Source organism: Salinicoccus jeotgali (genome assembly GCF_055379195.1).
Genome location: NZ_AP043830.1, coordinates 1,280,937 through 1,305,484, shown reverse-complemented (window position 1 = coordinate 1,305,484; position 24,548 = coordinate 1,280,937). Strand labels below are relative to the sequence as shown.

24 protein-coding genes, 2 pseudogenes and 1 riboswitch are annotated in these 24,548 nt (G+C 43.6%); of the genes and pseudogenes, 16 read left to right on the top strand and 10 right to left on the bottom strand.

The features are described from left to right. Nucleotides 1–121: 121 nt before the first annotated feature. Genes ACZ43I_RS06600 through ACZ43I_RS06590 form a run of 3 tightly spaced genes read right to left on the bottom strand, consistent with a single transcriptional unit; the run spans nucleotide 122 to nucleotide 1,794 of the window. Nucleotides 122–790, bottom strand: coding sequence for a sodium:solute symporter family transporter (locus ACZ43I_RS06600; RefSeq protein WP_344703240.1), 669 nt, complete (start codon nucleotides 788–790; stop codon nucleotides 122–124). A 20-nt stretch (nucleotides 791–810) separates the two neighbouring features. Beyond that, the gene (locus ACZ43I_RS06595) at nucleotides 811–1,584 is read right to left on the bottom strand and encodes a sodium:solute symporter family transporter (protein ID WP_344703237.1); all 774 of its coding nucleotides are present in this window, start codon (nucleotides 1,582–1,584) and stop codon (nucleotides 811–813) included. Between the two features lie 15 nt (nucleotides 1,585–1,599). Then, nucleotides 1,600–1,794: a hypothetical protein gene (locus ACZ43I_RS06590; RefSeq protein WP_344703235.1), complete on the bottom strand. Its 195-nt coding sequence runs from the start codon at nucleotides 1,792–1,794 to the stop codon at nucleotides 1,600–1,602. A gap of 255 nt (nucleotides 1,795–2,049) precedes the next feature. Between ACZ43I_RS06590 and ACZ43I_RS06585 the strand changes: the two genes are divergently transcribed. After that, nucleotides 2,050–2,616, top strand: coding sequence for a recombinase family protein (locus tag ACZ43I_RS06585; protein ID WP_344703233.1), 567 nt, complete (start codon nucleotides 2,050–2,052; stop codon nucleotides 2,614–2,616). Between the two features lie 475 nt (nucleotides 2,617–3,091). Here ACZ43I_RS06585 and ACZ43I_RS06580 read toward each other — a convergent pair whose 3' ends face one another. Beyond that, the gene (locus ACZ43I_RS06580; protein WP_344703231.1) at nucleotides 3,092–3,415 is read right to left on the bottom strand and encodes a hypothetical protein; all 324 of its coding nucleotides are present in this window, start codon (nucleotides 3,413–3,415) and stop codon (nucleotides 3,092–3,094) included. A 148-nt stretch (nucleotides 3,416–3,563) separates the two neighbouring features. On the opposite strand from ACZ43I_RS06580, the gene pepF reads away from it, so the two are divergent. Continuing rightward, the gene (pepF, locus tag ACZ43I_RS06575; RefSeq protein WP_344703229.1) at nucleotides 3,564–5,369 is read left to right on the top strand and encodes an oligoendopeptidase F; all 1,806 of its coding nucleotides are present in this window, start codon (nucleotides 3,564–3,566) and stop codon (nucleotides 5,367–5,369) included. A 33-nt stretch (nucleotides 5,370–5,402) separates the two neighbouring features. On the opposite strand, the gene ACZ43I_RS06570 is transcribed toward pepF, so the two are convergent. Both ACZ43I_RS06570 and ACZ43I_RS06565 read right to left on the bottom strand, forming a co-directional pair. Next, nucleotides 5,403–6,275 carry a CvfB family protein gene (locus ACZ43I_RS06570; protein WP_344703227.1) on the bottom strand — a complete coding sequence of 291 codons (873 nt, stop codon included), beginning with the start codon at nucleotides 6,273–6,275 and terminating at the stop codon, nucleotides 5,403–5,405. A gap of 15 nt (nucleotides 6,276–6,290) precedes the next feature. Then, nucleotides 6,291–7,016 carry an NAD-dependent protein deacylase gene (locus ACZ43I_RS06565; RefSeq protein ID WP_344703225.1) on the bottom strand — a complete coding sequence of 242 codons (726 nt, stop codon included), beginning with the start codon at nucleotides 7,014–7,016 and terminating at the stop codon, nucleotides 6,291–6,293. A gap of 84 nt (nucleotides 7,017–7,100) precedes the next feature. Between ACZ43I_RS06565 and ACZ43I_RS06560 the strand changes: the two genes are divergently transcribed. The 11 genes from ACZ43I_RS06560 (at nucleotide 7,101) to lysA (ending at nucleotide 18,774) form a co-directional block, all read left to right on the top strand. After that, nucleotides 7,101–8,705 (top strand): ABC-F family ATP-binding cassette domain-containing protein, encoded by a 1,605-nt coding sequence (locus ACZ43I_RS06560; protein WP_344703223.1) that lies wholly within the window; start codon nucleotides 7,101–7,103, stop codon nucleotides 8,703–8,705. An 83-nt stretch (nucleotides 8,706–8,788) separates the two neighbouring features. Beyond that, a riboswitch (Lysine riboswitch) is annotated at nucleotides 8,789–8,965 on the top strand. 90 nt (nucleotides 8,966–9,055) lie between these two features. After that, nucleotides 9,056–9,724, top strand: a complete 669-nt coding sequence (locus ACZ43I_RS06555; RefSeq protein WP_344703107.1) for a transposase — start codon at nucleotides 9,056–9,058, stop codon at nucleotides 9,722–9,724. A gap of 47 nt (nucleotides 9,725–9,771) precedes the next feature. Then, nucleotides 9,772–10,617 (top strand): IS3 family transposase, encoded by an 846-nt coding sequence (locus tag ACZ43I_RS06550; protein ID WP_464761327.1) that lies wholly within the window; start codon nucleotides 9,772–9,774, stop codon nucleotides 10,615–10,617. A gap of 139 nt (nucleotides 10,618–10,756) precedes the next feature. Beyond that, complete coding sequence (locus ACZ43I_RS06545; RefSeq protein ID WP_344703085.1) at nucleotides 10,757–11,959, top strand: aspartate kinase; 1,203 nt, start codon at nucleotides 10,757–10,759, stop codon at nucleotides 11,957–11,959. A gap of 16 nt (nucleotides 11,960–11,975) precedes the next feature. Further along, nucleotides 11,976–12,962, top strand: coding sequence for an aspartate-semialdehyde dehydrogenase (locus ACZ43I_RS06540; RefSeq protein WP_344703083.1), 987 nt, complete (start codon nucleotides 11,976–11,978; stop codon nucleotides 12,960–12,962). Nucleotide 12,963: 1 nt separating this feature from the next. After that, nucleotides 12,964–13,860 (top strand): 4-hydroxy-tetrahydrodipicolinate synthase, encoded by an 897-nt coding sequence (gene dapA, locus ACZ43I_RS06535; protein WP_344703081.1) that lies wholly within the window; start codon nucleotides 12,964–12,966, stop codon nucleotides 13,858–13,860. Then, nucleotides 13,857–14,585: a 4-hydroxy-tetrahydrodipicolinate reductase gene (dapB, locus tag ACZ43I_RS06530; RefSeq protein WP_344703079.1), complete on the top strand. Its 729-nt coding sequence runs from the start codon at nucleotides 13,857–13,859 to the stop codon at nucleotides 14,583–14,585. Before dapA ends, dapB begins: the two co-directional genes overlap by 4 nt. A 2-nt stretch (nucleotides 14,586–14,587) precedes the next feature. Then, nucleotides 14,588–15,304 (top strand): 2,3,4,5-tetrahydropyridine-2,6-dicarboxylate N-acetyltransferase, encoded by a 717-nt coding sequence (gene dapD / locus ACZ43I_RS06525; RefSeq protein WP_344703078.1) that lies wholly within the window; start codon nucleotides 14,588–14,590, stop codon nucleotides 15,302–15,304. Next, nucleotides 15,297–16,433, top strand: coding sequence for a M20 metallopeptidase family protein (locus ACZ43I_RS06520; RefSeq protein ID WP_344703076.1), 1,137 nt, complete (start codon nucleotides 15,297–15,299; stop codon nucleotides 16,431–16,433). Before dapD ends, ACZ43I_RS06520 begins: the two co-directional genes overlap by 8 nt. A gap of 12 nt (nucleotides 16,434–16,445) precedes the next feature. Then, entirely contained in the window at nucleotides 16,446–17,534 is a 1,089-nt protein-coding gene (locus tag ACZ43I_RS06515) for an alanine racemase (protein ID WP_344703074.1), read from the top strand. Beyond that, entirely contained in the window at nucleotides 17,512–18,774 is a 1,263-nt protein-coding gene (lysA, locus tag ACZ43I_RS06510; RefSeq protein ID WP_344703071.1) for a diaminopimelate decarboxylase, read from the top strand. Before ACZ43I_RS06515 ends, lysA begins: the two co-directional genes overlap by 23 nt. 81 nt (nucleotides 18,775–18,855) lie before the next feature. Here lysA and cspA read toward each other — a convergent pair whose 3' ends face one another. Both cspA and ACZ43I_RS06500 read right to left on the bottom strand, forming a co-directional pair. Then, nucleotides 18,856–19,056, bottom strand: coding sequence for a cold shock protein CspA (gene cspA / locus ACZ43I_RS06505; protein WP_017548994.1), 201 nt, complete (start codon nucleotides 19,054–19,056; stop codon nucleotides 18,856–18,858). A gap of 136 nt (nucleotides 19,057–19,192) precedes the next feature. Further along, the gene (locus tag ACZ43I_RS06500) at nucleotides 19,193–19,483 is read right to left on the bottom strand and encodes a DUF1033 family protein (protein WP_344703069.1); all 291 of its coding nucleotides are present in this window, start codon (nucleotides 19,481–19,483) and stop codon (nucleotides 19,193–19,195) included. A 117-nt stretch (nucleotides 19,484–19,600) separates the two neighbouring features. On the opposite strand from ACZ43I_RS06500, the gene ACZ43I_RS06495 reads away from it, so the two are divergent. The 3 genes and pseudogenes from ACZ43I_RS06495 to ACZ43I_RS06485 form a co-directional block, all read left to right on the top strand. Further along, complete coding sequence (locus ACZ43I_RS06495) at nucleotides 19,601–19,858, top strand: acylphosphatase (RefSeq protein WP_425568379.1); 258 nt, start codon at nucleotides 19,601–19,603, stop codon at nucleotides 19,856–19,858. Nucleotides 19,859–19,884: 26 nt separating this feature from the next. Next, complete coding sequence (locus ACZ43I_RS06490; protein WP_464761321.1) at nucleotides 19,885–20,562, top strand: 5-bromo-4-chloroindolyl phosphate hydrolysis family protein; 678 nt, start codon at nucleotides 19,885–19,887, stop codon at nucleotides 20,560–20,562. Then, a pseudogene (locus tag ACZ43I_RS06485) lies at nucleotides 20,522–21,322 on the top strand (toxic anion resistance protein); the annotation flags it as partial. The gene ACZ43I_RS06490 and the pseudogene ACZ43I_RS06485, both read left to right, overlap by 41 nt. Here the strand turns inward: ACZ43I_RS06485 and ACZ43I_RS06480 are convergent. Further along, nucleotides 21,300–22,998 (bottom strand): annotated as a pseudogene (locus tag ACZ43I_RS06480) (IS1182 family transposase). The pseudogenes ACZ43I_RS06485 and ACZ43I_RS06480 sit on opposite strands and share 23 nt — an antisense overlap. Nucleotides 22,999–23,164: 166 nt before the next feature. Continuing rightward, nucleotides 23,165–24,478, bottom strand: a complete 1,314-nt coding sequence (brnQ, locus tag ACZ43I_RS06475; protein WP_344703063.1) for a branched-chain amino acid transport system II carrier protein — start codon at nucleotides 24,476–24,478, stop codon at nucleotides 23,165–23,167. Between the last annotated feature and the right edge of the window lie 70 nt (nucleotides 24,479–24,548).

Genomic DNA, 24,548 nt, shown 5'->3' with positions numbered 1-24,548 from the left:
TGTTTTGTCTTTCATTTATATACATAGGAATCCCCCGGGTTAAAATTTTCATTTTAACCCGGGGGATTCTGCTTGGATCGGGACTTATGTCCCAGCCCCTTCTTTTCAGTCTGCATTTTTTTCAGCATATCCCCGTACTTGTCATTCCATTTCCTGTAGATGGCAAGAACCATGGTGAAACGATGTTGTCGGCATAGGCAAGGCCGACCGGGGAAAAGAGGATATAACAGAATACAATGGCTCCAACGAGCAGGAAGGTTACCGGGAGGGCTAATTTCCATGGTGTCATATCCACTTTCGGGTCAGACTTGAAGTGATGAGGTTCATCAAGTGGGCTTATCAACATAAAGAGCATCATGATTGCTACAGCCAACACGAAAAGTATCCCCTGTATATGGATGAAGCTGATGTCGAAACTGATTCCGAAAAACATCGGCAGACCCCATATCAGCATATAATAGAGCACAACGTGGACGATAATCGCAATCTTGGCCCCGATAGGAGGTACTTTTCTGGAAAGTATTCCAGTGAGGATGATGGCAATTACGGGTATATTGAAAAATCCGGTAAATTCACGGATGATATTACATAATCCTTCTGGCGCCCGGAGCAGGAGTGGAGCGATGAAGAAGGAAACAAGGGCAAGTAGGGTGCCAAACCATTTACTGACCTTTATCATCTCAGAGTCTGAAGCATTTCTGTTCACTTTGACCTTGTAAAGATCGTAGACGAACATCGTCGCTGCACTGTTCAACAGCGAGTTGAAGCTTGAGAAAACAGCACCGAGCAGGACAGCTAGAAAGAAACCACTTAATACAGGGGCAGTAACTCGGCAATTAAGGTAGGATAGGCGAGATCCATGGTCTTAAGACCATCTCCATACAGATGATAGACGATGATCCCTGGTATCATCATCATGAAGGGGACAAGTATTTTGAGGAAACCGGCAAACAAAGTTCCTTTTTGTCCTTCAGCCAGGTTCTTCGCCCCAAGTGTCCGCTGGATGACATACTGATTGGTACCCCAATAAAATAAGTTGGCGAAAATCATACCGGTGAATATCGTACCAAAAGGAACAGAGTCTTCCTTCGAGCCGATGGCGTTTAATTTTTCTGGATTGTTAGTGGCAATCACCTTCATGCCACTCAATACGTTTCCATCCCCCAAAGAGTAGAAACCGATGGCAGGTACAAGCAGACCGATGATAAGTAAGCCAATGCCATTCAGGGTGTCCGATATCGCAACTGCCTTCAATCCGCCGAATATAGCATATATGGAACCGATTATACCTACCATCCAAATGACAATCCACATCGACTGCTCAAGGGAGAGACCAAGGAGGGCGGGCACATCGAAGAGTTGCAGCACCGCAATGGATCCGGAATAGAGAACAGACGGGATTGTGACGAATGTATAGCCGAGCATGAAAAGTAAAGTCACCATCATCCTTGTGCCTTTCTCGAAACGGCTATTTATAAATTCAGGTAAAGTGGTGAACGAACCGCCTATGTATCTTGGAAGAAGAATCAGTGCAAGGATGATGACGGCAAAGCCGGCCGTCACTTCCCATGCCATATTGGACATATTTGAACTGTAGGCCTATCCATTAAGCCCGATAAGCTGCTCTGCAGAAAGGTTGGTGAGCACAAGGGAACCAGCAATGAATCCGCCTGTCAAACCGCGTCCAGCCAGAAAATACCCAGCACTGTCGCTTACAGTATTGCGTGTTTTCATATAGGAATAAAAAGCGACGAAAGCCATGAAGATAAAGCATGTGACAATGGTATAGACCATTTTATCAGCTCCATAAGTATATTAATAAAAAGTCCTTACTAATATACTCTCAATATGCATCTATTAAACTTTAAATGAATGAATTTTGCAAATATTAATGTGTCTATTTAACGAGGGTTTTACATACATTAACATAAAAACAACAAATGTTAATAAAATAGGTGTTTTTGTTGTGTTTTAACTTGTATTTTTATCTCAGTGTACTTATACTATATATATACCGTTAAAAATACATTAAAAGGAAGAGATGGAAAAATGAGTAAAATAGGATATGCAAGAGTAAGTACTAAGGGACAAAATCTGGAAAGTCAGCTCGATATGCTTGAAGAAGCAGGATGCATCAAAGTATTCTCGGAAAAGGTAAGCGGTAAGAAAGCTCAAAGAACGGCTCTGGATCAGTGTTTAGAGTATATGAGGGAAGGTGATACTATGGTGATCACCAAGTTGGATCGATTGGGCCGTACTACAAAACAACTTATAGAATTGGCGACGACCTTGGAAAAACGCGGCATAGACCTTGAAATCATCAATATGAATGTGACTACAAAAGATCCGATGGGAAAGATGTTCTTTACGATGATGTCGGCATTCGCAGAACTTGAAGCAAGCTTGCTGAGCGAACGCACCAAAAAAGGGCTTGAGTCAGCCCGGGCGAGAGGCAGAAATGGCGGCAGACCTGGTATTACAGACGATAAAAAAGCAATGATACAATCATTATATGATACAAGGAAGTATACAGGTAAACAGATTGCAGAAATGGTTGGTGTATCTAGAGCGACTGTATATAAAGTTGTAAACGAATCAAAACAAAGTGAATCATAGGATGATAAATCAAGGAAGATTGTACCAATATCAATATAGCGGATAAAGAATAAAGCCTGATCGATATACGGATCAGGCTTTATTTTGGTGCTAAAAGTATTATTTTACAAATGATTTACCAATTACATATTAAAGTTTACATAATATATATTATAGGAAGTTACATATGCGAGAGGATGATACTACTCTTTTTTTATCTTATAGCAATATCTATAGCAACTATCTATAAATCAATTTGACTCAGGTAGATTCAAGCAGGCCTCGGCTTCTAGTGTACGTTGGGCTTGAATGAATCAACTTGTTCGTATTCGTTACATGATTCCAATATCAAATATACAATTTCAGCAATCTTACGTTCATCTACATGTATATACAAAACGTACATGTAGACGAACGCATTCCCATATGAACATAAAAAAACTTCTCTGGATTATCCTCTCCAAAGAAGTTTCTGCATCTTACCAATCCATTGAAACTATACGTCTTTAGTACTGGTATCCACCGGTTTTCCACCACCATCTGAGGTGGATAATTCCTTCTTCCGTTTACGTCCCTTGACATACATCCACACGAGTATGCTTACGATTAATGACAGGACACCTAAGAATACTGCGTAGCCAAACAAAGGCTTCCAGTCAGTGCCTTCTATAAAGTTAGGAATTACGAATGCCGCCAACGTCATCAATATAAAAGAGAATACAGGAATAAGGATATAGTTATGCAATAACCACCCGACCAAGATTGTTAAAATAATGACGGCAAGAACCGTAATCAAATAAAAATTGAAGTTTTCTATCATAATTTCACCCCACCTTCAATATCGCTATAATTATATTACCCATATTACTTTGAAATATTTGCAAAGTATATGATTTGAATTTTTAGAATATTACTGTATACTATCATTAATACTTCGGATTCCGGAATTAAAGGAGCGATTTTTAACTATGGAAGAAATGAAATCAAGAAAAGATGTTGAAGTTCAATATACTTGGGATTTGAGCGATTTATTTGCTGATGATGGTGCTTTCGAACAAGCAATCGAGGAGGTCCGTCCCAAGATCAAAGGTTTTAATGAGGAGTACTCCGGAAACCTGCACAGCCCTACTACTGCAATAGAAGCCATCCAAGAATACAAGTCCATCCTCGAATCACTCGTTCCAATCGGCAATTATGCCAATTTGAAGCTCTCTTCGGACCAAGGTGACGAGAATGCTCAGAAATTGGATGGTATGGCGAGTAATATCAGTACATATTTCAACAGCGAATCTAGTTTCCTCACAAGTGAACTGATTCAAAAAGAGGAAGCGTTTCTTGAAGAAGTGAAATCAGAAGCGCCGCAATTCCTCCACTTCATAGATGAACTGCTTAAAAATAAACCATACCAATTGGATCCGAAAGTTGAAAAAGCGCTCGCAAGCTATTCACCAGTTTTCAACGGCCCCTACAGCTTATACCTTAAAACTAAATTGTTGGATATCGATTTCGGGACTTTCAGCGCCAATGGAAAGGAATATCCCCTCTCCTACCTGTCTTTTGAGGGGGAATTGGAAGGGCACGAAGATGTTGAGGTGAGACGCAATGCATTCAGAGCATTCAGCGATACACTCTCAGAGTATCAGCATACTGCTGCCGGTACTTATGATTTGCAGCTGAAGCAGGAAAAAACGACATCCGATCTTAGAGGGTTCGATTCTGTTATAGATTACCTGCTGCATGAGCAGGATGTGGATCAATCACTCTACCATCGTCAAATTGATATGATAATGAGTGACCTTGCCCCTCATATGCGACGCTATGCAAAACTGTTGAAACGGGTTCATGGACTTGATGAAATGAAATATGAGGATTTGAAGGTTTCACTCGATCCGGCGTCGGAACCTGAAATAAGTGTCGAAGATTCCAGACAGTATATCAATGATGCTCTCAAAGTCATGGGTGATGATTACCTCAATATGGTGAACCGTGCCTATGATGAGCGCTGGATAGATTTTGTCAAGAATAAAGGTAAGTCTACAGGTGCCTTCTGCGCCAGCCCGTATGGTTCGCACCCATTCATCTTGATATCCTGGACTTCCCTCATGACTGAGGTGTTTGTACTCGCCCATGAACTGGGGCACGCTGGACACTTCCATAATGCCAATCGTGAGCAGAATATCTTCGACGCGCGCAGTTCGATGTATTTTGTGGAAGCACCCAGCACAATGAATGAAATGCTGATGGCGAATCATCTTCTAGAGAACTCCGAAGATCCCAAATTCAAACGCTGGGTCATCAGTTCAATAATATCCAGGACATATTACCATAACTGCGTGACGCATCTGCTTGAGGCTGCCTATCAACGTGAAGTCTACAAAAAAGTTGATGCCAAGGAGAATATTTCCGCAGGTGACCTCAACATGCTGAAGCGCAATGTCATTGAAGAATTCTGGGGGGATGATGTAAGCATCACTGAAGGTGCCGAACTGACATGGATGAGGCAACCCCACTACTATATGGGATTATATCCGTATACCTATTCAGCTGGCCTGACGATTGCGACTGCCATGAGCAAGCGTGTACTCAATGAAGGACAGCCGGCCGTGGATGATTGGTTGAAGGTTCTGAAGGCGGGTGGTACGAAGACCCCTGTCGAGTTAGCCAAGATGGCAGGAGTCGATATCACGACTGAGCAGCCTCTCCGTGATACCATTGATTATATAGGAGAACTGGTTGATGAGTTGGAGCAGTTGACCGACCAGATAGAAGGATAGAAAATGAGCAGAAAAAACCCGGTAATCATATGATTACCGGGTTTCCTTCATTTCAGTCTCTTTTTCAGTCTGGACGATTTTACCTTCCTTCATCAAACGGCCAAGTGCTCTTTTGAAAGCGCCTTTTGACATATTCAAAGCTTCTTTTATATCTTCAGGCGCACTTTTATCATTAAGCGGCATACGTCCGCCATTGCGCTCGATGTAATCCAGTATCTTTTCGCTGTCTGCATCCATCTTCTTATATGCCTGTTGGATGAAAGAACCGTTCAGTTCCCCTTTATCGTTGATGCCGATCACCCTAAACTTCTTCAACTCACCTAGGCGTGGTTCTTCTTCGCGCTCACTCTCATGGATAAAGACTTTATGTCCTTCATTCGTCAAAAGGAACGAGCCTATCCTAAGCAGACGGTAAGGACGTCCTTCCATCCATTTATTCCTGTAGTCTGCGAATGCCGATTGATCAAGTGGTGTGAAGCGCTCGGCGGCTTCCTGTTCAGTGACCAGGCGCCCGAACAATTGGTTGTCGCTCTCAGCCCTCAACTTCAAATAAAGCTGGTCCCCTTCTTTAGGCCAGACTGACTTCACTTTAGGGAGGTCAACCCAAGGCACAAGGATTTCACGCGGGGCCCCGACATCGACGAACGCTCCCTCCCGTGTCACCTCAACCACTTCTGCGTAACCGTATTTATCAACAGTTGCAGTTGGCACTATAGGAGCAGCAAACAGTTCCCCACTTCTATTTGGATAAATGAATGCGCTGATTTCTTCCCCTATCTCATAATCCTGTTCCGAGGCAGATGCATTCATTCTGATATAGACTGCGTCTTCCCCTTTAAGGTGATATGTGGAACCTTCCCTTTTTATGATTTTTAAAAATTGTACTGTACCTGATATCTGATTCATGAATGATCTCCTTCATTAGTGTTCTATATTTTTTATTATCGTGGTCATATCTTGATTGATGACCAGGTCGGCCATAAAATCAAAAGGCGTTTCTTCTCTGTTGATGATGACAAGATGGTGACCTTTGAAGTAATGGAGCAGATAAGCTGCGGGGTTCACAACCAGTGACGACCCCAATACAATCAGTGTATCCGCTTTTGATATCTTGTTTTGGGCGGACTGCAGGACACGCTCGTCGAGCATCTCTCCATATAATACTATGTCAGGCCGCAATATCCCGCCGCATTCACACGTCATTACATCATTTTGTAATAAGGCACCCTTAGTATAATCCTGATTGCATGAGATGCAGTAGAAACGATTGAGCGAACCATGCAATTCATCTACATTATTGCTGCCGGCCTCGGTATGGAGGCCATCAATATTCTGGGTCACGGTCCCAAGCGAACGCCCTGCAGTCTCCATTTCCGCAATGAAGTGATGGACAATGTTTGGGTGCTTGTCGCTGGTCAGCAGGCGTTTCCTGTAGAACTGCACAAAGCGCTCAGGTTCTTCATCGAGATGGTCGCGGCTTAAAAGATATTCAGGTGAATTTCCCGACTGTCTGATTTCATCGAACAATCCACCCATACTCCTGAAATCCGGTATGCCACTTTCAACTGAAACTCCAGCACCAGTAAAAAAGACGATATCGTGACTGGTATCGATAATGCTTTGAAACCGGCGTATATCGTTCTCCATCGGTACTCATCCTCCTAGAATTATATTTCAATGGTACCATAAATGTGGTATCATCGCTTAAGAATATACTAAAGGAGAATGCCTATGCTACAGGTAACAGACGTAAGTCTTAGGTTTGGTGACCGCAAACTATTCGAAGACGTAAATATAAAATTCACGCCAGGAAATTGTTATGGTCTCATTGGGGCGAATGGCGCCGGCAAATCAACATTTCTGGATATCCTCTCAGGAGAAATAGAAGCTCAGACTGGTCATGTGAGCCTAGGGAAAGACGAGCGTCTCGCTGTATTGAAACAGGACCATTTCGGTTACGAAGATCAGCGTGTATTGGACGTCGTCATGATGGGACACTCGAAACTTTGGGAAATAATGAATGAGAAGAACGAAATTTACATGAAACCGGACTTTTCTGATGAAGATGGCATACGTGCAGCCGAGCTTGAAGGTGAATATGGTGAAATGGGCGGATGGACAGCCGAAGCCGACGCTGAAAGCCTGCTCCACGGACTGGGTATAAAATCTGACTTGGTCGATAAGAATATGTCGGAACTCGAAAACAATCAGAAAGTGAAGGTCCTGTTGGCCCAAAGCCTGTTCGGCGACCCGGATGTACTGCTTTTGGATGAGCCGACCAACGGTCTCGATATAGAAGCGATTCAGTGGCTTGAGGAGTTCCTCATCAATTTCGATAATACTGTTATCGTGGTTTCCCACGACCGTCGATTCCTTAATAATGTATGTACCCATATTGCGGATCTTGATTTTGGTAAGATCGAGCTTTATGTGGGCAACTATGATTTCTGGTATCAATCCAGTCAACTCGCCCAGCAAATGGCACAGGACCAGAATAAGAAAAAAGAAGAGAAAATCAAAGAACTCAAGGATTTCGTTGCACGCTTCAGTGCCAACGCCTCCAAGTCCAAGCAGGCGACAAGCCGTAAGAAGACCTTGGAAAAGATCGAATTGGATGACATAAAGCCATCATCAAGAAAATATCCATTCGTCAAGTTCACGCCAGAACGTGAAATCGGCAATGACCTCCTCTATATTAAAGGGCTTAGCCACAGCATCGATGGCGTCAAGGTGTTGGATGACGTCAATTTGACACTCGACCCTTATGATAAAGCAGTTTTAATTGGTTCATCAGAAATTGCCCGCACTACTTTCCTCCGCATATTGGCTGGCGAAATTACTCCTGATGAAGGAGAAGTAAGATGGGGCGTGACAACAAGTCAAAGTTATATGCCAAAAGACAATTCAGCTTATTTCGAAGGGGTGAACACGAACTTGGTGGACTGGCTGCGTCAGTATGCCCCTCCTGAGGAGCAGACAGAAACTTTCCTCCGAGGATTCTTAGGCCGCATGCTTTTCAGTGGTGAAGAAGCTAAGAAGAAAGCAAATGTTCTTTCCGGGGGAGAAAAAGTTCGTGCAATGCTCTCTAAGATGATGTTATCCAAAGCCAACGTGGTACTTCTTGATGAACCGACAAACCACTTGGATCTTGAAAGCATCACGGCAGTGAATGATGGATTGAAGGATTTCAAAGGCTCAATCATATTCACTTCACATGATTTTGAATTCATCAACACCATCACAAATAAAGTGATTGAACTGCAGGATAAAGGTGCAATCGTCAAAGAATCAAGCTATGAGGAGTACCTGAAGGACAAAGGTCTCATAAAATCCTAATTAAAAGATAATTTAAAAAAATATAAAATAAAACAGTTTACTTATATAGGCTGTCTATGTATAATCATATCTACAAATCAAATATGTTTGGATGAGGCGCATCAATCATGAGTAGCCGCTTGCTAAAGTCTGCGAACTTTAAGCTGGTGAAAGGGTGCGATGCCGAAATAGTGCACTGTTGCAGCAGTCTGCTATTGGATCCGGTGGTTAAGAGCTACGGGTCTGTCATTATTTTTTAATAATGGAGTGCATCACTTGTATATGGATAAAACAAGTCTGGCATTCTGATTTGACCCCCTCCAGGTTTACAGATGAAATAAAACATCTGTAAACCTGGAGGGGGTTCTTTTATGACTGACAAATATTATTCATTTGAAGAAAAGCTGAAAATGATTCAGGAATTGAGGGTAGGCATCAGTCCAAGCCATATATCCACAAAGCATCAGGTGTCTGTTGAGACACTTAGAAAGTGGCGGATAAAGTATGAGAAGCATGGTGCTGAGGGATTAAAGAAACGGGACAGGCATAGAACATATACCCGCGGCTTTAAAAAAATGGTCGCAAAAGAATATATGAATGGAATGATCTCCACTCACGAACTCGCACACAAATATGACATACCGTCGAAAACAACTGTTCGGAATTGGATTATACGTTACAATAATGGTGAAGAAATAAGAACGACGCGGGAGGGAGCTTCACCATTGACCAAGGGACGGAAAACAACGTACGCAGAACGGGTTGAGATTGCGCAGTATCATGCACAGGGGGATATCAGTTATCGTGAACTTGCCGAAAGATTTGAGGTGAGTTACCAGCAGGCCCGGAATATCATTGTGAAATACAAGGAATATGGTGAAATCGGCCTTGAGGACAGACGCGGAAAAGGAAAATCAGAAGACCAGCTCACTGAGACGGACCGCTTGAACAGAGAAATTTCCATGCTCAAAGCAGATAAACGAAAGCTTGAGGTGGAGAACGCCCTGCTAAAAAAGTTGGAGGAACTCGAGAGGGATTAAAATACAGCCGGGTTCCCAGTCACACGCTCCACACTGCCATCACTACGTTGCATAATGAAGGCTATGCCATCTCTGAATTATGCCATACGGCAGGCATCTCAAGACAAGCGTATTATCAATATCAGAAACGCCCCGTGCCACACGCTGAAGCAGAGAATGACACAGTGGCCAGTGCGATTGCCGAAATCTATGTTGAAACGGACGGCATCTATGGCTATCGTCAGATGTGCCATGCGGTCAACAAAGCCTTGAGGACGGGGTATAACAGGAAACGCATCTATCGGCTGATGACACGGATGGGCTTGAAATCGGTGACCCGGATCAAAAAGAAACAATACGTCCCCCACACACCGCAACAGGTCGCTGAGAACGTATTGAACAGAGATTTCCACGCAGCCCATGTGAATGAGAAATGGCTCACCGATGTGACTGAATTCAAAGCGCTGAACGGAGAGAAAGCCTACTTGAGCGCGATCATCGATCTGTACGACAACAGTATTGTGGCCTACAAATTCGGCCGTTCAAACAATAATCAGCTTGTTTTTGATACATTCACTTCTGCGATTCAAAAGCACCCGCAGGCAACGCCGCTTGTGCACAGTGACCGTGGCTTCCAGTACACCTCCTACGGCTTTAAAAAGATTCTGGATGCCCAGCAGATTCAACAAAGCATGTCCCGCGTCGGAAGATGCATCGATAATGGCCCGATTGAAGCATTCTGGGGAAAAATCAAATCGGAACGGTTCCACATCAGACGCAAGCAGAAGTACTATGCGGATTATCAAACAATTATAGAAGACATTACACGCTATATTGAGTTTTACAACCACCACAGACCGCAACACAAATTCAAGGGATTGAGTCCGCTGGAATTCAGGGCATTGGCGGCATAGAAAAACGCCTGAGAATCTCCATTCTCAGGCGGGAAACATTTATATTATTTCATCTGTCAACTTGGTAGGGTTCAGATCATTCTGCCAGACTTGTTTTTTTTATTATTTCTGGTGTGTGCTCCCAGTGACAGGAGGACATATGGACGCTAAAGTTTTGAAGTTCGGTGGTTCATCAGTTGGTGGTTTCGATAAGATCAGAATCATAGCGGAACAATTGCAGGAAAGGATACAATCTGGAGAAAAATTGATAGTGGTGGTAAGTGCCATGGGAAGAACGACGGATGAGTTGCTGACAAACATCAATACGCTCTCCTCCGCCCCAAAAGAAGATCATGTCGCTCTTCTTTTGACAACAGGCGAACAGCAGACCATCTCCTACCTATCGATCATCCTTGAAAATCTAGGTGTGCGCACTAAGGCGATGACTGGCTATCAGGCGGGGATAAAGACATTTGGCGGTCATATGAAGAGCCGCATTGCAAATATAGATCAACATGCCATAGAATCCAGCCTGGCATCATATGATGTTGTCGTAATAGCAGGATTTCAAGGCGTCAATGGTGAAGGAGAAATAACAACACTGGGACGCGGAGGCTCAGACACTACAGCAGTCGCCCTGGCTGCACGATGTAATATCCCTTGTGAGATATATACGGATGTAGAAGGTCTCTATGCAACAGATCCCCGCCTCTACAGCGCGGCAAGCAGAATCTATGAAATCAATTATGACGAAATGATGGAGATGAGTGCACTTGGTGCAGGCGTTCTTGAAACGCGTTGCATAGAGATTGCCAAAAATCATTCCATTCCCCTTTATTTGGGACAGACATCATCAGAAAAGAAAGGAACATGGATTATGCAGGAGACAGAGATCATTGAACGTAAAGCGGTGACAGGTATTGCCTTAGACAGCAACATGATGCATGTGACGCTGTACGAGCCAAGACAAGACTCCACACTTATATTTGATCTATTCAAGCAATTTGATAGTCATGAAGTCAATATCGACATGATATCGCAAGTCATCAACAGTGGAGGATTTCAACTTTCATTTACGGTCAAGGGAACCGACGCCCTGCAACTACACGAAATACTCGAGTCGATTGAGGAGATGCATAGAGAAATGGTGACGGAGGTCAGGACAGACCGGGCTAAAGTTTCAATCATCGGTTCCGGCATGCGGGATATGACGGGTGTTGCATCTAAAGCTTTTATCTCATTACACCAATCCGACATACCTTTTTATCAGACGACCACTTCGGAAATCAGCATTTCCTATGTGATCGACAAGAAGAACGAAACTCGGGCAGTCGAGATGCTCGCCGGAAAATTCAATATATAATTTTGGAGGTTTTTAGATGGTTAAGGTTGCAATTGTGGGGGCGACAGGTGTCGTCGGAGATAAGATGGTTGAAATGTTCGGGAAGTATGAAATAGAACCGGAAGAACTCATATTGTACTCTTCTCCGCGTTCTGCAGGCCGACAAATCGAAATCCATAATAAATTGTACACGGTCCAAGCATTGACCGAGCAATCAGTGGATGAAAAATTCGATTACGTCATTATGAGTGCAGGCGGGACGACGAGTGAACATTATGCGCCATTGTTTGAGGAAAACGGAGCCATCGTAATAGACAACTCCAGCCATTGGCGGATGCATGAGGACGTCGATCTTATAGTGCCGGAGATCAATTCGCCAAAACTGAAGCGCAGAATAATAGCAAACCCGAACTGTTCTACAATCCAGTCTGTAGTTGTGCTTGACCCATTGAAGAAAAGATTCGGCTTAAGCAGAGTCGACTACACTACCTATCAGGCAGTGTCCGGTTCAGGGAGTGGTGGTCTGCGTGATCTGGAAGACGGTGCGAAAGGTGCGGCTCCAACCACTTATCCCCACCCGATCCATGATAATGTCCTCCCCCATATCGACGTCTTCATGGAAGACGGCTACACAAAAGAAGAGCATAAGATGATTTCAGAAACACGTAAGATATTGAGCCAGCCTGAACTCCCTGTGACTGCTACGTGTGTGAGGGTCCCTGTTTCAAACAGCCATAGCGTCCAGATTAACGTCACACTTGAGGCGCAGGCGACTGTTGAAGATATCAGGGAAGCGTTCAAAGGATTGCCCCATATCAGCATAATTGATGATCCGAGCAACAACCTGTACCCTACTCCATTGGCAAGCACCGGCAAATCACAAGTGTTCGTCGGCAGGATCCGTAAAGATGAATCGTTGGATAATACTTTCCATATATGGTGCACAGCGGACAATCTTTTAAAGGGAGCCGCGCAGAACTCGGTACAGATTTTAAAAATGATGATGGAAACGGAGCGTGGATGATATGGATAGTCGTTTGATTTTTGAAGGAGTCGGCGTTGCGATTACAACCCCATTCAGCAATGATGAGATAGATCTTGACGCATTTTCCGATCATATAGAATACTTGATCAAAAATAACGCCCAAGCGATCATAGTAAACGGTACTACGGGAGAGTCCCCGACCCTCTCCATGAAAGAAGCCAAGCTGCTGATTGAAGCGGCAGTGACCACGGTGGCTGGTAGAGTGCCTGTCATTGCAGGTACAGGGACAAACGCGACACAATCCACCGTGGAAATGTCCAAGTTTGCAGAAGCCACAGGAGCGGACGCCATCATGCTGATCACCCCCTACTACAATAAGACGAATCAGAAGGGACTCTACCAGCATTTTATCAAAGTAGCGGATTCCACCAGCTTGCCAGTGGTCCTCTACAATGTGCCGTCCCGTACTGCCATGACCATTGAAGCGGAGACGGTATACGCACTCAGCAAGCACCCCAACATCATCGCCCTGAAGGACGCAACCGGCGATCTGGAATATACAAAGCAGCTACTCGAGCTGACTGGGAATGAAAATTTTAATCTCTACAGCGGCAATGATGACAACATGCATCAATTTTGTTCGATTGGCGGCAAAGGTTTGATTTCAGTGGTAGGAAACGTCATTCCGGGTGAACTGCAGGATATATACGAATCGATTAAAGAACACAAGATGGACTCCGAGGCAAAGTTTCAACAGCTGACGCCTTTGATAGAAGCCGCACAGATGGATGTCAACCCGATGCCGATAAAGGCGATGACAAGCGCTCTTGGTTTTGGATTAAATGAATTCAGATTGCCCCTGGTTCCTTTGGAAGGCGCAGAACTGGAACATGCGTTACGGACGTTGAGGAACTATAAGGAGGGCATCAAGATATGAGGATACTGCTGGTCGGTTACGGCGCCATGAACAAAATCACGGCACGTCTGGCAGAAGAAGAAGGACATGACGTGGTCGGGGTCATAGTAAATGGCGATAACCACTCCCCCTACCCTGGATTTCAAAATATAGATGATGCCCAAGCAGATGTGGCGATTGATTTTTCCCACCCTGCTCTAATATTACGACTCCTGGAAAATGAAGTGACAACTCCCCTTGTTGTGGCCACTACCGGAGAAAAAGAAGCAATCATTTCAAAGCTGAAAGATAAAAGCCGCGAAGCACCAATATTCTTCAGTGCAAATATGAGCTACGGGGTCCATGTCATGAACACCCTCCTGAAAAAGGCACTCGGACTGCTGGAGGAGTTTGACCTGGAGATGGTTGAGCGGCATCACAATAAAAAAGTGGATGCCCCGAGCGGTACGCTTGTCAAACTTCTCGATACCGCCCTCCATCATCGTGATGGCAGTTATCCGGTATATGACCGATCAAATAGCCATGAAAAAAGGAGTAGTGATGAAATTGGCGTAAGCGCCATCCGCGGTGGTTCGATCGTCGGCACACATGATGTCATCTTTGCGAAAGATGATGAAGTGATAGAGATTACCCATCAGGCACAGTCCAAAGAAATATTTTCAAATGGGGCTCTAAAAGCAGCGGCAGAATTGGTACATCGTCCAAAAGGATTCTACGATTATAACAACCTATTCGAGGAGAGATAAAAATGAGGAATTTTTCAGCAGAGGAAATCATACAATATATAAGCGATGCACATAAAACGACACCTGTAAAAGTATATGTGAACGGTCATTTCGAAGGTGTGGAATTTCCCGATTCATTCAAAGTGTTTGGAAGTGAAGCCTCAAAAACGATATTCACCGACCTTGCAGATTGGAAAGAGTTTGAGGAAACGAACTCAGACATTCTTGATGACATTGAAATAGAAATGGATAGAAGAAATTCAGCCATTCCTTTGAAGGACTTGTCCGAAACGAATGCACGCATCGAACCCGGCGCCTTCATCCGTGAAAATGTTGTAATTGAAGATGGTGCAGTAGTAATGATGGGTGCCACCATAAATATAGGGGCCGTTGTGGGTGAAGGCACCATGATTGATATGAATGCTACTTTAGGAGGCCGTGCCTACACAGGAAAAAATGTACACGTAGGCGCAGGCGCAGTGCTTGCAGGTGTGATAGAACCGCCGAGTGCATCGCCAGTCGTCATAGAAGATGAAGTCTTGATCGGTGCCAACGCCGTCATATTAGAAGGTGTAAGGGTTGGGAGAGGTGCCATCGTAGCAGCCGGTGCAATTGTCACTGATGATGTTCCTGAGGGTGCAGTTGTCGCCGGTACGCCTGCTAAAGTCATTAAGCAGGCAGAAGATGTGGAGGGTTCAAAAAGGGAAATCGTTTCAGCTTTGAGGAAACTCAATGACTGAATTGAAGGAGGTCAAGGAGTATAGGCGCGCGCTCCACCAATTCCCGGAACTATCCCTTGAAGAACACTGGACGACTGAATATATAACTGCTTTTCTGAACAGCTTGGATATAACGTTCGAACAGCCTCTTGAGACCGGTGTAGTCGCCTATGTAAGTGGTAATTCTGATCGGACATTCGGCTTTAGGGCGGATATAGACGCGCTGCCCATTCAGGAAGCGAATGATGTTGACTACCGCAGCAGGAACGATGGGAGAATGCATGCATGTGGTCATGATGGCCACACTGCCGCGATGATGCTTTTCATCAAACGCTGTAAAGTACTCTCTGATAAAGGTAACTTGAAGCATAATGTGGTCTGTATCTTCCAACCTTCTGAGGAGACTGGAGCAGGAGCCAGCCAATTGCTTGATGCTTGGCATCCAGGAGATATTGAGGCAATATTTGGAATCCATATGATGCCGGAAGAAGACGAAGGGACGGTGGTGGTCCGGGATGAGGAGATTACAGCCAGCGCGACTGAATTCCGTTTTTATATAGAAGGTTCTTCTGCCCATGTCGCTGCAAAGCATGAAGGTGTCTCGGCCATCGAAACACTTCTCAGCATCTCCAGCCAGCTTACCCAACTCCAGCATTTCCATCTGAATGGACTCAATCGGAACATCATCCATATCGGCAGTCTAAAAGCAGGCGAAGCAATCAATACTGTGGCTTCAACAGGCTACCTTGAAGGGACGATAAGAACCTACGAAGCAGAAGACCTTGCAAAGATTAAATTACGTATGAAGAAACTGGCTAATTCTGCAAGTGATCTTTTTGGTGCAGAAGTGGAAATGATTTTCAATGAAGGTTATCCACCAGTCATCAATTCAAGCAAACTACGCCCGCAAGTCGAAGATGCATTATCTCTATTGGATTTAAATGTCATTGACAATGAAAAACCATACTTATTCGGTGAAGATTTCAGCTTCTACAGAGCGTTGGCTCCCTGCTATTTTGTGTTCTTCGGCTGCCGCAACAAGGATAAAGGGTTTACAAACAGTCTCCACATCCCCCTTTTTGACTTTGACGAAAAAATATTGACGACAGTAGCAGATTATTATATGACACTTCTGAATGATACTCTTTAAGGTGGTGACCCTATGGGTGGTGTTGTTACGATAGATCAAAAACAGTTCATACAAACAGCCAGGCAAGCGACGAATGGCAATGATGTGATAGCGGTCGTTAAGAATAATGCTTATAACCATGGCCTTCAATTTGCAGTTACATCTTTCCTTGAAGCAGGAATAAAAGCATTCGCGACGACATCGATGGATGAAGCGCTCACCATCAGGGAAATGTCTGAAGAAGCAATGGTCTTTCTGATGAATCCCGTGCTGGAAATCGAGAAAGCCAAGGAGAAAGACATTCACATCACCCTACCCTCTCTGCAATATTACTATGAAAATAAAGATAGGTTATCAGAGATAAAAGTCCACCTGGAATATGCCGGACTATTCAACCGTTCAGGATTTGAAAATGCGGACGACATAAAAGAAGTGATCCGGGATGTATACTTCAGTGATCAGGAACCAGTAATCGACATTCAAGGTATATGGACGCATTTCGGCTATGCAGACGAAATGGAAATGGATGATTATGAACTGGAGCGTTCATTATGGATGGATGTGCTTGCAGAAGTCAGTTCAACCGGTCATCACTTCAAATATATCCATGCACAAAACAGTGCCAGCTATGCACGTGATGGCCTCCTTACAAACCACACCCATCTCAGGTTAGGCATTGCGCTCTATGGGTCCCGCCCCTACTCCCTTTTGCCTGCAGATGACTATATACAGAGTCTTTCGTTGAAAGCCCCAATCATTCAGATAAGGAGGCTTACAAAAGGACAGAAGTGCGGTTATGGGGGTGTTTATGAGGCAGACGATGATGTACATATCGCAATAGTAGATATCGGCTATGGTGACGGAATTCTGAGGAAACGCGCTGACTTCGATTGTATGATAGGCACTAGAAGATTCCCGATAAAAGCATTGATGATGAGCCATATGATAGTTGAAGTCGATGATACTGTTGAAGTCGGTGATGAGGTGACTCTATACAGCAACGATATAAGGATAGATGAGTATACCGACTTAGGCGTTGGTGCCAATTCAGAACAGCTCGGTGCGCTGAACTATAAATCTCTAAAAAAGGTGATTTTAAATGATATTAGAGTATGTAGATAATGAACTTCAGATCAAAGGGCATCCTCTATCGGAGGTTGCTGATAAATATGGTACCCCCCTATTTATTTATGATGAAGATGAGATAAGGGAAAATTGCCGCAGATATCACCGCGCCCTCCAGAAAAGTGCAATGGGATATTCAATTTCGTATGCTTCAAAAGCATTTACTTCTGTCCAGATGGTGCGCCTACTGCGGGAAGAGAACATGAAGATGGATGTCGTATCAGCAGGTGAACTTTACACAGCCCTTGCTGGTGGAATGCCAGCTCGGGATATACATTTTCATGGCAACAACAAGACTCGAGAAGAGATTGAGTACGCACTTTCAGTAGGGATTGGATTATTTGTGGTGGACGCCCTTGACGAAGTGGCACTTATAGATGATATTGCCCAGCAGCCAGTTCAAGTATTGTTGAGGGTAAATCCGGAGGTTGATGTTGACACCCATTCATATATACAGACTGGCCAGACAGACAGCAAGTTCGGCTTATCGATTTCCAATGGCTCTGCTTTAGAGGCTATAAAGGAGATCAATCATAGCCGCCATCTTGAATTTAAAGGTATACATTATCATCTTGGGTCCCAATTGACCGAAAGGCAGCCATTTATCGATGCCATGGAAATAGTGTTGGAATGGTTGAAGGAAAATGACATTCAAATTGAGGTGCACAATATGGGAGGCGGGTATGGCATCAAGTACACAGAAAAAGATGCCAGATTTCCGATTGAGGAAGCATTTGAAGACATTCTCACCAAATTGAAAAACCTATGCAGACAATATAGTATGCCCCTGCCCCACATTATGATAGAACCTGGGCGTTCAATTGTTGCAGAAGCAGGATTCACTCTATACGAGACAGGTGTGGTCAAAGAAATACCAGGTGTTTCCAAGTATGTTTCCATAGATGGCGGAATGAGTGACCATCTACGTACAGCACTATATGGCGCTGAGTATACAGTACTTCCAGTCAAAAAAAGGGGAGGAAAAGAAATAAGATCACATGTCGTCGGGAAACTTTGTGAATCAGGAGACGTGATCAGTAGAGACAATGCCCTGCCTGAAAATATCACGCGTGGAGATCTGCTTGTAGTCAAATCTACAGGGGCCTATCATTACTCAATGGCTTCCAATTACAATCAGATGAGAAAACCGGCAGTAGTGTTCATTTCGGATGAGGGAATACGTAAAATCATAAAAAGGCAGACACTTGCCCAGTTGATAGAGAACGATGTTACTTGAATATATTAATATTTAAAAACCCCAAGGCAAAAGCCTTGGGGTTTAGATGATACAAATCCATTTAAAATAAATTGATTTATATTATAGTTTAACAACGTTAGCAGCTTGTGGGCCGCGGTCGCCTTCAACTACTTCGAATTCTACTGATTGACCTTCTTCAAGTGATTTGTAGCCTTCTTGATTGATTGCAGAGAAGTGTACGAATACGTCATTCTCGCCTTCAATTTCGATGAAGCCAAAACCTTTTTCTGCATTGAACCATTTTACTGTACCTTGTTTCATTAATAAATCCTCCAAAAACGATATTCAATAGTAAATATCCTATGACTATTGATATATTGATTATACTCTATTTTGACTTATTTTGCAAACCAATATGCTAATATATTTTTTGTATCATAAGAATATTCTGAGTATCCTATTTGACCACTTCATTATCCTTGGTCATGATTGGAGTATAGAAAATTTGAAGGTCTTCATCGCAATCTTCACAGTATTCCAATTCACAACCATTGAAAAAGGCATGCATATCATACTTACCAATCTTATATAAGTTGAAGCGCTTCTTCATACCTAGAATAATATCTGTATATCCATTTACCATTTCTTCCTCTGTATCATACGTATACCGGTCAACTATTTCTTCCTGCCAGCCTTCAAAAAGCCACCAACCTTCGTAATCAGCCTTTAGTATGACAATTTCGTACATTTTAAAAACCCCAATTCGGTAACTTTAATAAATGTATTATATACGCGTATAATTCGCATTATCAAGCCAAAAAACTTATAATATATTAATAAGAGGTGTTATGAAATGGAGACAAGAATGATTATTGTTATTGGAAAAGTCCAAGGAGTCGGGTTCAGGTATTCTACAAAAAGAATCGCCGATCGATTTGGCATAACCGGTTACGCAGCAAATGTAAGAGATTATGTGGAAATCTATGCATCCGGTAAAAAAGATGATCTTGATGAGTTTACTGAAGAAATCATCAAAGGCGCCTCCCCTGCTTCACAAGTTGATGATCATTCAATCAAGAAAATGCCATATGACTCCAGCTACAGTAATTTCTCGACAAAATAGTTATCGACTGAAGGTGTATTGCTTTTATGAATAAAAATATCTCCCACTTGGTTGCGTCGATTGTATCCATACCGGTTGCGTTGATTGCCGGCATGCTTTCGATGATCGCCTTTGATATTCATCTTATATTCGATATGATGATTGCGGCTGGGGCGTTCTTTTCATCTTACCTACCAGTGCAGACGAAAAGTATGCGGTCACAACTGGAAAAGATGGGTATTACTAAAAGTGAGTATCAGCATGTTAAAAAGCAATTGTCTGAAGCCAGGGAAAAGATGAAGCGTTTGAGGCAAAGCTACAAGAATGTCAGAACATTAAAAGATGCAAAATTGATATACGATATAAACAGGCTTTCGCGTACTATCTATCAAGCTGTAGAAAATGATCCCAAACTTTTCTTCAGCATCCAGCAATTCTTCCATTCAAACCTGGATTCTGCCGTCAACACTATAGAACAATATTTGTTTCTATATAAGATGCCTGGAAAGACAAAAGATGAAAAAATCAAGCTTCATGAAACCCGGATTTCCCTCTTTGAACTAAAGCGTACCATCCAGTCTAATCTATCAGCGATGAATGCCACAGGCTATCAAAATCTCGAGGTGGAAAAGGACATCATTAAATTGAACAGAAAAAGAAAGACGACTACCTTGAAGCTGGATAATCAAATGGATATTCAAACGAGTGAAAAAATCTGTAAATGAGCTGATATCGAAACACCAGAGCGTCGCTTCACAAGTAGACAGAATCAGCATCCAACTTGAACACGCCAAGGAAGTGCTGATAAAGGATATAAAATCACTAGACCAGTTATACAATCAGAATAAGGATTATTTTGACGCAATCAACATCTACATTGCAGCTGCAGAATTAAAGAAGGAAGAACTGAATGAAAAAACCTTGCCAGAATTAAAGAACAAGGCACATAACTCTGACAACCAGATGGACGTTCAGGAAGTGAATGACATGATGCAGTACATCAATCGACTTGAAAAAAGGATCTATGATCTGAAGCTGTCGCGTCAAATCACATTGCAATCAGCCCCGCAGATCAGGATGATACAGAACATCAACCAGACGCTTGCGGAAAAGATACAAAGTTCAATATTAACGAGCATACCACTATGGAAAAACCAAATGGCGATTGCGTTGACCCTACTCCGTCAACAATCAGCTTCACAGGCTCAACAAGCTGTTTCGAACACGACTAATGACTTGCTCACAAAGAACTCTGAGATGCTTAAGCAGAACTCGATTACAACAGCGAGAGAAAATGAACGTGGTATAGTAGATATTGAAACGCTGAAAACCACGCAGGACAATCTTGTCAGCACTATAGAAGAAACACTAAGGATACAGCAAGAAGGATCCCAAAAGAGGCAAGCTGCAGAAAAAGAACTCGTCAATATGGAAGACGAGCTTAAATCAAGGCTACTTGAACTTAAAGATGAACATCGTTATTAAAAAGAATCGGGGCTGGGACATAAAGGCCCCTGAACACTAAGAAAAATGGCGATCCATCCCGATAAAGCGGATGGATCGCCATTTTTTGTGTCTGCTTCCAAAGCAGTGCGCATCATTCGGTTGAACTTCCCGAGGTTCCCGGCCAATAATGCGAGGCCGATTTCGATTTTCACTTTGCGTCTCCCGCGGAGTGAAAATCGCCTGAACGCCAAATTGGCCTTCAAATTGCCGAAAACCGTCTCAACATCCACCTTGCGCTGCTGATAGATGTTGCGGTGCCCTTCAACTGAAAGCTGCTTTTTCACCTGGGCTCTGAAGTAGTCCAGGTTCATATTCTTTTGGATGCGCTTGGTGGTCTGCTTGTCGCTTTTGATGCATATGTCATGGAGGGGACATCCGGTACAGTCTGCTGATGCATACATTTTAAACGCCCGGGTGTAGCCATATTTGTCGGTCCGATCGGCATAGCGTTCAAACTGGAGGGGCCGTCCGTCCGGGCAGATGTACATATCATTCTCATCATCATACACCCAGTTGTCCGGATGCATTTCATCGGGTTGGTGCCTCTGCTTCTGTTCCTTATGGTATGTATTATAGGGGATGAGCGCGGTGCGGCCGTAGTCGTCCATGATTATCTCATAATTGGATTCACTGCCATAGCCGGCATCGGCCACAATCTTTTCAGGCAGATGCTGGAAATGTTCCAGCATCGTATGGAGAAATGGCGGCAGGGTCCGGGTATCTGTCGGGTTGGGATAGAGGTCAAAGCCTAAAACGAATTGATTGTTGGTCGCAATCTGCAGGTTGTAGCCGGCTTTCAGCTGACCATTCTGCATATGGTCCTCCTTCATGCGCATGAATGTCGCATCGGGGTCGGTCTTCGAGTAGCTGTTGCGGGCACCGAGGATCTCCAATTGTTGGGTATATTTCAATTCCCGGTCCCGCAGGTCTGCACATTTCTTTTTAGTCTTTCGGATGACGGACCGTTCAGACCGGCGGGCTTTTCTTTTTTCCACGGTTTCCGTCGCCTCGATGGTCTCCGTCAAATCCGTTTCCACCGTCTCTAGCGCCTGGTGCATCGTGTGCAGGTGATCGGCCGTCACGATGGCTTCCGATTCTTCAAGGAGGGCCGTCACGATCTGCTCTTCATACAGCGTTTCATACATCAGCTTCGATTGGGCGCGGAGTTTCTCCTGGTGTTTCTCGACACTTCTCCGGAAGACGAATGTATATTTGTTGGCATTGGCCTCGAGCTTCGTACCATCGATGAAAATCGCATCCGTATCAATCAGCGCCTGGGCTTCCAGCTGCATCCTGAACTGGATGAACGCTTCCTGGATCAGCGCATCCATGTGGGGATGCACCCGGAACCGGTTGATGGTCCGGTAGGAGGGCGTCTGGTTTTGAGCCAGCCACATCATCCGGACGCTGTCTGTCAACAGCGCTTCAATTTTGCGCCCGGACGTCACCGATTGTGTGTAGCTGCAGAGGATGATCTTCATCATCATTCTTGGATGGTACGACGTCGCACCGAAGGCATGGTCAAAGGGCGCAAATTCAGTCTCTGGGATGCTTTCCACCAATGCATTGACGGCAAGGGCGATGTCATCTTCGGGTATGATGACTGCCAAATCGAGTGGCAGTGTCAGCTGGTTCATGGTATAATCTTTATACATAAGGCACCTCTTTTTCTGTTTGTGTGGTTACTTACATTATAAAGGGTGCCTTTTGTTTTGTCTTTCATTTATATACATAGGAATCCCCCGGGTTAAAATTTTCATTTTAACCCGGGGGATTCTGCTTGGATCGGGACTTATGTCCCAGCCCCGATTCTTTATTTTATTAAGAATAAGATATACGTTCTTTCTTGAGACCTATCAGATAACCAACGATATAGCCGATTATCATTACTGGAATCCATTCGAATGAACTTGAGAATAACGGCATGTTTTCAATCCATCCGATATCCATCCAACCATTACGTTGAATGACAGCCAAAACACTGGTTATGATTATAAGGTAAACAGGCAGTTGGAAGCTGAGTCTCGGTGAAGGGACAAAGTATGTTATGAACAACAACGCAACAGACGCCATGGCGACTGGATAGATGATGTAAAGGACAGGTACACTTGTCTGTATTACCTGATTCAATCCTTGGTTGGCAAGTATAAGTGATAACAATGTGAAACCGATGACGAAAGTTTCGTATGAAATTTTAGGCAAAATACTGTTGAAATATTCACTGACTGCAACGATGAGCCCTGTGGCAGTTGTCAAACAGGCAACTAGTACAATAACCCCTAATAATACAGCCCCAAAACCACCATAGGTGTCGCTAGCGGTGAATGTAAGGATGAATGTGCCCAAGTTCTGGTCACCTATAACTTCGTCTCCTATATTTACCCTATTGCCTATCCAACCGAGTGATATATAAATTATTCCAAGCAACAGAGCTGCGATTGAAGCGGATTTTATAGTTTCGATCAACAATTCTTTCCGGCTGTTGATGCCGAGTCCTCTGATGGCGTTCAAAACGATAACTGAGAATGCTATAGCTGCTATGGCATCCATAGTCAGATAGCCTTCCGTGAAACCGACAGAGAATGGTGCACTGGCATCAAATTCTTCGGTAGAAGGATTTGGATCATTACCTGTATACATCATTATTGCTTTAATGATAAGAGCGACGATGGTAAGTAGTAATACAGGCGTCAAAAACCGTCCGATATTATCGACCATGCTTGTTGGATTATAGCTGAGGGCGAATACTATAATGAAAAAGACAATTGAAAAGATAAGAAGACTAACTCCACCTGCTCCATTGATAAATGGAACAGCAGCCATTTCATATGCAGTTGTTGCAGTTCTTGGAATGGCAAAGAAAGGCCCAATAGCTAAATATATAACAACCATAAAAAGAACAGCGAAGACGGGGTGGACCACTTTCAGTGATTCCCTATACCCTCCTCTTGAGATTGAGCCTGCAATCACCCCAACCAGAGGTAGCCCTACTCCAGTGATGACGAACCCGATAATCGCCAGCCAGAATAGATCTCCACTTTGAAAACCCAGACCCGGAGGGAAAATAAGGTTGCCTGCTCCAAAGAACATGGCAAACAACATAAATCCAACTATAAGACTGTTTTTAAACTTCATTTATTGACCTCCTAATTGAATTTGATATAAATGATAGACTTTAGTTTACAGTATAAAACTGTTTTAGTCT